The sequence below is a fragment of the Roseibacterium elongatum DSM 19469 genome, assembly GCF_000590925.1.
GTDB lineage: Bacteria > Pseudomonadota > Alphaproteobacteria > Rhodobacterales > Rhodobacteraceae > Roseibacterium > Roseibacterium elongatum.
This window is the reverse complement of sequence record NZ_CP004372.1, coordinates 1,373,980-1,382,156: the sequence shown is the minus strand read 5'-3', so window position 1 is coordinate 1,382,156 and position 8,177 is coordinate 1,373,980. Positions and strand designations below refer to the sequence as shown.

The 8,177-nt window shown below is 68.0% G+C and carries 10 protein-coding genes and 1 pseudogene; 4 read left to right on the top strand and 7 right to left on the bottom strand.

Annotation, left to right across the window (positions count from 1 at the left end):
• Positions 1-30: 30 nt before the first annotated feature.
• From ROSELON_RS17410 to regB, 3 genes are all read right to left on the bottom strand, one after another.
• On the bottom strand, positions 31-426 hold the full coding sequence (locus ROSELON_RS17410; RefSeq protein ID WP_051508373.1) for a hypothetical protein: 396 nt from the start codon (positions 424-426) through the stop codon (positions 31-33).
• A complete protein-coding gene (locus ROSELON_RS17405; protein ID WP_051508372.1) occupies positions 404-1,738 on the bottom strand; it encodes a PAS-domain containing protein in 1,335 nt (444 codons plus the stop codon). Before ROSELON_RS17405 ends, ROSELON_RS17410 begins: the two co-directional genes overlap by 23 nt.
• Before the next feature lie 99 nt (positions 1,739-1,837).
• Positions 1,838-3,241, bottom strand: coding sequence for a sensor histidine kinase RegB (gene regB, locus ROSELON_RS06540; protein ID WP_025311623.1), 1,404 nt, complete (start codon positions 3,239-3,241; stop codon positions 1,838-1,840).
• Positions 3,242-3,338: 97 nt separating this feature from the next.
• On the opposite strand from regB, the gene ROSELON_RS06535 reads away from it, so the two are divergent.
• From ROSELON_RS06535 to ROSELON_RS06525, 3 genes and pseudogenes are all read left to right on the top strand, one after another.
• Positions 3,339-3,983 (top strand): SCO family protein, encoded by a 645-nt coding sequence (locus ROSELON_RS06535; protein ID WP_025311622.1) that lies wholly within the window; start codon positions 3,339-3,341, stop codon positions 3,981-3,983.
• Between the two features lie 132 nt (positions 3,984-4,115).
• Positions 4,116-4,674 (top strand): annotated as a pseudogene (locus ROSELON_RS06530) (ActR/PrrA/RegA family redox response regulator transcription factor).
• An 87-nt stretch (positions 4,675-4,761) separates the two neighbouring features.
• Positions 4,762-5,259, top strand: a complete 498-nt coding sequence (locus ROSELON_RS06525; RefSeq protein WP_025311621.1) for a hypothetical protein — start codon at positions 4,762-4,764, stop codon at positions 5,257-5,259.
• A 6-nt stretch (positions 5,260-5,265) separates the two neighbouring features.
• On the opposite strand, the gene ROSELON_RS06520 is transcribed toward ROSELON_RS06525, so the two are convergent.
• Positions 5,266-6,165 (bottom strand): LysR family transcriptional regulator, encoded by a 900-nt coding sequence (locus tag ROSELON_RS06520; protein WP_025311620.1) that lies wholly within the window; start codon positions 6,163-6,165, stop codon positions 5,266-5,268.
• A gap of 97 nt (positions 6,166-6,262) precedes the next feature.
• Between ROSELON_RS06520 and ROSELON_RS18155 the strand changes: the two genes are divergently transcribed.
• Positions 6,263-6,412 (top strand): hypothetical protein, encoded by a 150-nt coding sequence (locus ROSELON_RS18155; protein ID WP_156945878.1) that lies wholly within the window; start codon positions 6,263-6,265, stop codon positions 6,410-6,412.
• A 43-nt stretch (positions 6,413-6,455) separates the two neighbouring features.
• On the opposite strand, the gene ROSELON_RS06515 is transcribed toward ROSELON_RS18155, so the two are convergent.
• Genes ROSELON_RS06515 through ROSELON_RS06505 form a run of 3 tightly spaced genes read right to left on the bottom strand, consistent with a single transcriptional unit; the run spans position 6,456 to position 8,019 of the window.
• The gene (locus ROSELON_RS06515) at positions 6,456-6,953 is read right to left on the bottom strand and encodes a GNAT family N-acetyltransferase (protein ID WP_038650254.1); all 498 of its coding nucleotides are present in this window, start codon (positions 6,951-6,953) and stop codon (positions 6,456-6,458) included.
• Entirely contained in the window at positions 6,950-7,426 is a 477-nt protein-coding gene (locus ROSELON_RS06510) for a GNAT family N-acetyltransferase (RefSeq protein ID WP_051508371.1), read from the bottom strand. Before ROSELON_RS06510 ends, ROSELON_RS06515 begins: the two co-directional genes overlap by 4 nt.
• Positions 7,423-8,019: an HD domain-containing protein gene (locus tag ROSELON_RS06505; RefSeq protein ID WP_025311617.1), complete on the bottom strand. Its 597-nt coding sequence runs from the start codon at positions 8,017-8,019 to the stop codon at positions 7,423-7,425. Before ROSELON_RS06505 ends, ROSELON_RS06510 begins: the two co-directional genes overlap by 4 nt.
• Positions 8,020-8,177: the final 158 nt, after the last annotated feature.

The following is an 8,177-nucleotide window of genomic DNA, read 5'->3' as shown; positions in this document are numbered from 1 at the left end:
CATCCGACAACGCCCCGCAAGCACGACCGTTCAGCGGTCGTCCGGGACCGGCGGCGCATAGGGCGGGATTGCCGCTTCGGCCATGCCGGCGACGGCGCGGGGCCGGGGCGGCGGGGCATAGGTCGCCTGACTGTCCGAGGCGATGGCCGGCCAGGCCAGCGGGTCCGTCCAATCGCTTTCGAGGGACTGGAACCGCACAAGCGTGGCCCCGCCGCGCAAGGGGGCGACACGGCAGGCGATGCGCTCGTCCTCTTGCGTGGTGACCACGTCGACCCAGGGCGCGCGGTCGATCTGGAACGCGGCGAACTGACGGATATCGCTCCACAGGCCGGTGGGCTGGCATCGCGCCTGCCACAGGCGGGTCGCATCGATCAGGCGCGGCGGGATGTCGGCCGTGCGCGGGTCATCCCCCCACGAGCTTGGCATAGGCGGCATTCGACAGCATCATCTGCCCGTCGCGCCCAAAGACCGCCAGGGCCGCGGCATCGTCCTCGAGCACGGACCGGTAGAGGTCCAGATCGGCCCGGAACTGCCGCGTCAACGTCACCTCCTGGCTGATATCCTCGAACAGCAGCGCAACCGCGCCGTCGGGGTGGGGCCGGCCCGTCACCCGCAAACTGTCGCCGTCGGGCAGGGTCCACAATTCCTGATAGGTGCCATCGGCCGCCCCCTCTTCCAAGCGGGCGATCTGGTCACGCCAGCTGCGGTAATCGCGCGGCTCGGGCATGCGCCGCCGCTCGCGCAGATGGTCGAGAAACTCGACCAGGCTGGGCCGCGCCGACAGAAAGTCGATCCCGAGGGTCGATTGGGTCACCAGTGCCGGGTTGAACATCACAAGGTTCCGGCGCTTGTCGAAGACGGCCAGCCCGGTGGGCAGGCTGGCAAAGGTCTTGGACAGGGTCTGCACGAAACTGCGCAGAGAGGTTTCGGCCGCAACCAGCCGGTCGATCGGGCGCGCCATGCAGATCGCCGCGCCACCCGGCTGCGGCTCGGCCGAGACCTCGAACCACGCGGCGGCGTCGGGGTCGGCCGCCGCGAGGCTGCATCGGCGCACGGTGCCTTGTGCCGGCAGGGGGGTCACCTGGTCGCCGAACACCTGCGGCAACGGCCAGCCCAGCGATGCGCGCCCATGCTCGCCGGCCAGAAAACGCTCGGCCAGCGCCAGATAGGCGGCGTTGGCCCAGACAATGCGCCGCTCGTCGTCCTGTTTCCAGGTCGGGATCGCCGTCGCGTCCAGGATCGCGCGCATGTCGCCGACCTCTTCCTGCAACTTGGCAAAGGTCTGGCCATCGACCACGGCGCGGCCATCGCCCGGCTCGGCCGGCCCGACCGACAGGACCAGCCGCCCCTCTTCCTGCCGGCCGGAAACCGATAGCCGGTCATCCCCCATCTGTCCTGTCAGGGCAAAGGCCTCGCCGCGTTTGCGCAGCGCGCGCATGCATCCGGGCACGTCCGGGTGCAGCCCGCCCAGGACCTCGCCAAGCATGTCATAGGCCCCGGTGCGGTCGGCGTTCTCCGGCAGAAAGGCGTCCCCCTCGGCGACCGGCGACAACAGGTAGCCTTCGCGGAACTCGTAACGGTGCAGCAGGTCGAGTTGCGGCCGCAAGGCGGCGGGCCGCAGCGCATCCGGCGCGGCCCGCCCCGGCGCCAGCTTTGCGGTCATGATCAGCGCCAGAACCGCGGTCAGCAGGCTGATCGCCGCGAATGCGAGATATGCCACCCCGTCCGGAAAGATCATGCTTCAGCCTCGCGCCAGGTTGCCCCCGACGCTCAGCGTGACGCAGAACGGTTAACAGGCGGTTAAGCGCAGGCGCGCGCATCAACGGTACGTCATCCCTCAGGCCGTGATCGGCTGGTTCTGCCCCAGCGGCGCATTGGCCTCGTCCTGGTGCAGGGCGATGGCGTCGCGCGGCCAGACCAGTTCGACCATGGCGCCATTGCGCGGCGGCGTATCCTCGTCCAGCAGGAACGGGTCCGAGGCATTGTGAAAGGTCACCTTGGCCCCGGATCGTTCGAGCAACGTCTTGGCGATGAACAGGCCCAGGCCCATCCCCTCGTAGCCGGGCCTCTGGCTGTCGCTGTCGCGCGAGCGGCGGCGCAGGAACGGGTCGCCCAGACGCCCCAGCAGGTCGGGCGGAAAACCCGGCCCGTCATCGACGATCTTCACCTTGATCTCGCCATTGATCCACTGCCCGTCGATCCAGACGCGGGTTTCGGCGAAATCGACGGCATTCTGCACGAAATTGCGCAGACCGTGGATGATCTCGGGCTTGCGCCAGACGATCGGCTGGGGCCCGGTGCAGCCGCCCGCCGGGCCGAAGGCGGTCACGATCTCGATCCCGCGGTCGGAATGGGGTTCGGCCGCCTCGCGCACGATTTCTTCCAACGGGGCCGAACGCATGTGCAGATCGTCCTTCCCGGCCCGGCCCATCGAGCGCATGATATCGCGGCAGCGATCGGCCTGATCGCGGATCAGGCGCGCATCCTCGGCCAGTTCGGGGTAGTTCTCCAACTCTTCGGCCAGTTCGGTCGACACCAGCTTGATCGTGGCCAGCGGTGTCCCCAACTCGTGCGCGGCGGCGGCCACCACGCCGCCCAGGTCGGTCAGCTTCTGCTCGCGCGCCAACGCCATCTGCGTCGCCAGCAGGGCCTGGCTCATCGAATGCGATTCCGAGCTGATGCGCCGGGCATAGGCCGACAGGAAGACGATGCCGATCACGATCGCCATCCAGAACCCCAGGATGTAGAGATCGGGCAATTCCATGATCTCGCCCGTCGACAGGGTCAGCGGCACGTGGAAATACGCCAGGAGCGAGATCAACCCGATGGCCAGGGCCCCCAGAATCGCCGTCGAGCGCATGGTCAGCGCCGTCGCCGAGATCGTCACCGGCCCCAGGATCAGCAGGGCAAAGGGGTTGTTCAGCCCGCCGGTCAGAAACAGCAGGAAACTCAACTGCGCCAGGTCGAACAGCAGCGTCAGCATCGCGTCGCGATCACTCAGGCGCTGGTTCTCGGGGAAAATCGTCATCGCGATGAGGTTCGACACGACGCTGGCCCCGATCGCCAGGAAACACAGGCCCAGTTCGACCCGCAGGCCGAAATAGAAACTGGCCAGCACCACCGTCATCGTCTGCCCCAGGATCGCCAGCCAGCGCAGAACCAGCAGCGTGCGCAGGCGCACCCAGTCGCTGCGCGTGTCCTGGCGCACCAGGTCGAGGGCGGGATCGGTCGTGAGGCTCATCAGGGGCGTTCCGTCGCAGGGACAACGAGATGAATTGATAGGCCGGCCCACTTAGGTATTCAACGACGCCCTGACTGCAAACGACCGGATCACCGCCATGTCCCGCATCTATGCCATTGCCTCTGTCATCCTGATCGCCCTGCTTCTGGCCGGCGCCGGGATCGCCGTTCTGATGGGCCGCATGAGCGGCGCGGAGGACCAGTTTGCCCAATGCCGCGGCAGCGCCATCGCCGGCGGCGGCGCCCAGTTGGGCGGCCCCTTCACGCTGGTGTCGGAAACCGGCGATACCGTTACCGATGCCGATGTCGTCACCGGGCCCACGATCCTGTATTTCGGGTATACGTTTTGCCCCGATGTCTGCCCTCTGGATACGGTGCGCAACGCCGAGGCGGTCGATATCCTCGACACGATGGGGCACGAGGTTCTGCCCGTCATGATCTCGGTCGATCCCGAGCGCGACACGCCCGAGGTGATGGCCGCCTTCACCGACAACGTGCATCCCCGCATGCTGGGCCTGACCGGCACGCTCGATCAAACCGATGCCGCGGCCGATGCCTATCGCGTCTATTACCGCGTGAACCGCGAAGGCGACGATCCCTATTACCTCGTCGATCACTCGGCCTTTTCCTACCTCGTGCTGCCCGAGCATGGCTTTGTCGAGTTCTTCAATCGCGAGACCACCCCGCGGCAGATGGCCGACACCACCGCCTGCTTCATCGAGGCCGCCGCAGGCGGCAGTTGAGCCCGGCGGCTCGTGCAGAAAACCGGGGCGGAAAAACCGACAGAGCGGATATCACAATCGATGCGCGACAAATTGACCCCGCGTCGCACTGCTCTATAAGGAAGCTCTAGCAAGACCGAAGGACATCAGCGCATGACGCAAGACCGCAACCTGAGAGACATCGGGGCAGACAAGTCCCTGCTGATCGTCGATGACGACGAACCGTTTCTGCGCAGGCTGCAACGCGCGATGGAAAAGCGCGGCTTCGAGGTCGAGGCCGCCGGGTCGGTCGCCGGCGGCAAGGCGATCTGCACGGCGCGGCCGCCCGCCTATGCGGTGGTCGATCTGCGGCTCGAGGATGGCAACGGCCTCGACGTGGTCGAAACCCTGCGTGAAAAACGCCCGGACAGCCGCATTGTCGTGCTCACGGGCTATGGCGCCATCGCCACCGCCGTGGCCGCGGTCAAGATCGGCGCGACCGACTACCTGTCGAAACCGGCCGATGCCAATGACATCACCGCGGCCCTGCTGGCCGAGGAAGAAGAGATGCCCGCCCCCGCCCGAGAACCCGATGTCGGCGGATCGCGTGCGGTGGGAGCATATCCAGCGCGTCTACGAGCTTTGCGACCGCAACGTGTCGGAAACCGCGCGCCGTCTGAACATGCATCGCCGCACGCTTCAGCGCATCCTTGCCAAGCGCAGCCCGCGCTGACACCACCCATCTTTGCGTCGCGCGCGCCTTGCGCTATAGCGCGCGGGGCCCTTGGCCCGTTGCCTGACCCGAGCGAAAGACTTGCCCATGCGCCGCCCCGTCGCCCTGATTGCCCTGTGTGCCGTTCTGCTGTCGGCCTGCGTCGGCACCCGCGAACCCGAGATCCCGCCCCTCACGCTGGATGGCCAGGGGATCGAACCCACCGTCTCCGGCCTGCGCATCGATTTCGGCCGCGCACAGGTGGGCGTGATCGAAACCGTGTCGCGCCTGCTGGATGAGCGTCCGGCCCAGGTCGTCACCCAGACCGAATGCGGCGCAGGCCCCATCACCGCAGCAAGCTGGGAGGATGGCCTGACGCTGAATTTCGTCGAGGGCAGCTTCCTCGGCTGGACCAGCAGCGACCCTGATCTGCCGGTCGCAGGCGGCTTCCGTCCCGGCCAGTTGCGGGTGCAGATGCCGCAGGTCAGCTTTCAGGTGACGACCCTGGGCGACGAGTTCTCGCGCGGCGGGGTGGCCGGCCTGCTGGACCCGACGGGCGAACAGATCGCGCTGCTCTGGTCCGGCGTCACCTGTTTCTTCCGATAACCGGTTTCAGGGCGTCATCGATCGCCTGAGCCACGTGACGAAGGTCTTGACCCGGGGCGGCATCGGCCCCGGCAGATGCACGAGGTGATAGGCCAGCGGGCTGTCGGATTGCTCGGCCAGCACCACCAACCGCCCCTCGGCCAGATCGCCCTCGACCACCGCGCGCGGTTGCACCGACACGCCGGCCCCGCTGCGGCAGGCGGCCAGCACCATCGGGTTGGTTTCCAGCCGCGTGGCCTGCAAGGCATCGGGGTCGATACCGCCCGCGCGCAGCCAGGCGTAGAACTCCGCATCCTGCGGATCGACCAGCCAGCGCAGCCTGTCCAGGCGTTTCAACGCGCCCTCCGCCTCGGGGTCGGGCCAGGCCCCGGCCAGCCGCTGCGCCACCTGCGGCGCGGCGACGGCCACGATGCCGGGGTCGGTCAGGCGCAGGGACTCGAGCCCCGGCCAGTCGCCGCGCCCATAGCGGATCGCCAGGTCATAGCCGTCGCGCCGCAGGTCCGACACGCGCGCCTCGGCCGACACGCTCAGCGGCACCTCGGGATGCGCCGACCAGAACTGCGCCAGGCGCGGCATCAGCCAGGCTTCGGCAAAACTGGGCGTCGTGGTGACCGTCACCGGCCGGTCGGCGCGCCCCTGCATCAACGCCCGCACGCCGCCCGCGATTTCCCCGAACCCCGCCGACAGGTCCCGCGCCAGGCGTGCGCCGGCCTCGGTCGGGGCCACGCCCCGCCCCGCCCGCGCCATCAGGGCCTGGCCAAAATGCGCCTCGAGCGTGCGCACATGCTGGGCAATGGCGGCATGGGTGACGTTCAGCGCGCGCGCCGCCTCGGAATACGAGCCCAGCCGCGCCGCCGCCTCGAACGCCCGGAGCGCCGAAAGCGAGGGGATATCACGCCAGTCCATCTGAAAGTTCTGCTAACATGTTGGCAGTATTGCTGACTCGGCCCGTCGGCACAATACGGCTAGGGTCAAACCCATCACAAGCCGCAGGAGACCCGCCATGTTCACGATTTTCGCAAACAGCTTCATGACCGCCTCGCGCCAGAAAGACTGGGGCGCACCCGATCCGCACCCGATCCCTGAGCGTCGCGTGCGCCACAAGCCCCGGACCGAACGCCGTGAACTGAACGGCCCGCGCCGCTGGCTGTAAGCCGTCGGCCCACAGGCATGGAACTTACAGGTTCGGGCGGCGGTCAGACCAGGTCATAACGCTTCAGCACCTTGTCCACGATCTGCCCGTCGCCCAGCCGCACGCCCTTTTGCCGCCCCCAATCCTCGAACCCGCAGGATTGGTAATAGGTCAGCCCGCTGGCGTTATCGGCACGGATATTGGCGTTGATCCACGCATATCCGAGGGTTCTGGCCGCCGCCTTGGTCGCCTCCATCAGCCGCGACCCGATGCCAACCCCCTGCCAGCCCGGTTTGGCGAAGGTGGCGATCTCGGCGGCCTCGGGCGGCAGATAGGCACCGCCGCGCGTGATCCATTGAAAGCCCACGATTTCCCCATCGGGCGTTTCGGCCACCAGCCACGACGCGGCGTCGCGCTCGGCCCTCATCCGGTCCACGAAATAGGACGCGTCGATGCGCCCGGTCATTGCGGTCGTCCCGCCGATCGCGATCACGTCGTTCAGAATGGCCGCCATTTCGCGCGCGTCCAGATCATGGGCGGGGCGGACGTGCAATTGCGTCATGGCTCAAGCTCCAACAGGTGATGAATGATACGGCCCTCCTGCCGCGCGGGGCGAAAGCCCATGGCGCGGTAATAGCCAAGGGCCTGCGCGGATGTGGCAGAGATCGAGGCGACGATAATGCGCAGCCCGGCCGCCCGCGCGGCCTGTCGCGACTGCGCGAACAGGCGCCGCCCGGCGCCTCGCCCTTGCATTTCGGGCGCAAGATGCGTCCCGATGATGCCCCACCCCGCAGGCACCCCCCAACGGGTGTCGCCGGTTGACCGCCTGAGCGATTGCACCCCGCCAAGGCCGCCATCCGCTTCGACCACATGAACGGCGATCCGGTCGGGATGGGCGATATAGTCGGCCAGCACCGCATCGGCATCCTTGGTCCAGGACCGGATGCCCGAGGCAAGGATCGCGTCGAAAACCGGGGCCAGCGCGGCCGCATCCTCGGGCCGAGCCGGGCGGATCCGCAGCAGACCCTCGCTCACAGCGCCGCCATCAGCGCCGCGTGGCGCGCGGTGAACTCGGCGCGGACCTCGGCCGGCGGGCGCAGGCGCAGGGTCAGGCCCTCGACCAACGCCGCATCCGGCCGGCCAAAGAACCGGTCGGCCTCGGCCTCGGCGAACCCGGCCAGTTGCACCGCCTCCAGCCAGGCCGAGATGCGATCGGCCCGCTTGATCGCCGCCTTCACCGTCTTGGGCAGGATGGCCGGCAACCCGAACCTCAGGTGGATCGCGGCGGTCAGGCGCGTATCCAGCTCGCCATAGCCCGGCCCGACCGCGGCCTTGACCGGGCTTATCATGTCGCCGATCACGTACTCGGGCGCGTCATGCAGCAGCGCGGCCAGACGCCATTTCACCGGCGCCTGCGGCTGCAGGCGGGTGTGGATTTCCTCGACCAGGATGGAATGCTCGGCCACCGAATAGGCGAAATCGCCCCGCGTCTGCCCGTTCCAGCGCGCAACAAAGGCAAGGCCATGGGCGATATCCTCGATCTCGATATCCATCGGCGTCGGGTCCAGCAGGTCCAGACGGCGGCCGGACAACATGCGTTGCCACGCGCGCGGGGGGGCTTTGGGCATGGGCGGGTCCCGTTGGCAGTTTCGCGCCGGGTTTAGCAAGGCCCGGCCGGCACGAAAAGCGCATACGCCCCCGCATTGATTGCGCCCACATGCCGCCGCGTTGCCGTTGCCCATGTCCGGTGCTATGTGCCCGCCCAACGCATTCGCTGTAAATGGAG

Excerpts from the sequence above, each read along its gene's own strand:
- ROSELON_RS17410 (WP_051508373.1), bottom strand. The coding sequence starts at position 426 with ATGCCAAGCTCGTGGGGGGATGACCCGCGCACGGCCGACATCCCGCCG.
- ROSELON_RS17405 (WP_051508372.1), bottom strand. The coding sequence starts at position 1,738 with ATGATCTTTCCGGACGGGGTGGCATATCTCGCATTCGCGGCGATCAGC.
- regB (WP_025311623.1), bottom strand. The coding sequence starts at position 3,241 with ATGAGCCTCACGACCGATCCCGCCCTCGACCTGGTGCGCCAGGACACG.
- ROSELON_RS06535 (WP_025311622.1), top strand. The coding sequence starts at position 3,339 with ATGTCCCGCATCTATGCCATTGCCTCTGTCATCCTGATCGCCCTGCTT.
- ROSELON_RS06525 (WP_025311621.1), top strand. The coding sequence starts at position 4,762 with ATGCGCCGCCCCGTCGCCCTGATTGCCCTGTGTGCCGTTCTGCTGTCG.
- ROSELON_RS06520 (WP_025311620.1), bottom strand. The coding sequence starts at position 6,165 with ATGGACTGGCGTGATATCCCCTCGCTTTCGGCGCTCCGGGCGTTCGAG.
- ROSELON_RS18155 (WP_156945878.1), top strand. The coding sequence starts at position 6,263 with ATGTTCACGATTTTCGCAAACAGCTTCATGACCGCCTCGCGCCAGAAA.
- ROSELON_RS06515 (WP_038650254.1), bottom strand. The coding sequence starts at position 6,953 with ATGACGCAATTGCACGTCCGCCCCGCCCATGATCTGGACGCGCGCGAA.
- ROSELON_RS06505 (WP_025311617.1), bottom strand. The coding sequence starts at position 8,019 with ATGCCCAAAGCCCCCCCGCGCGCGTGGCAACGCATGTTGTCCGGCCGC.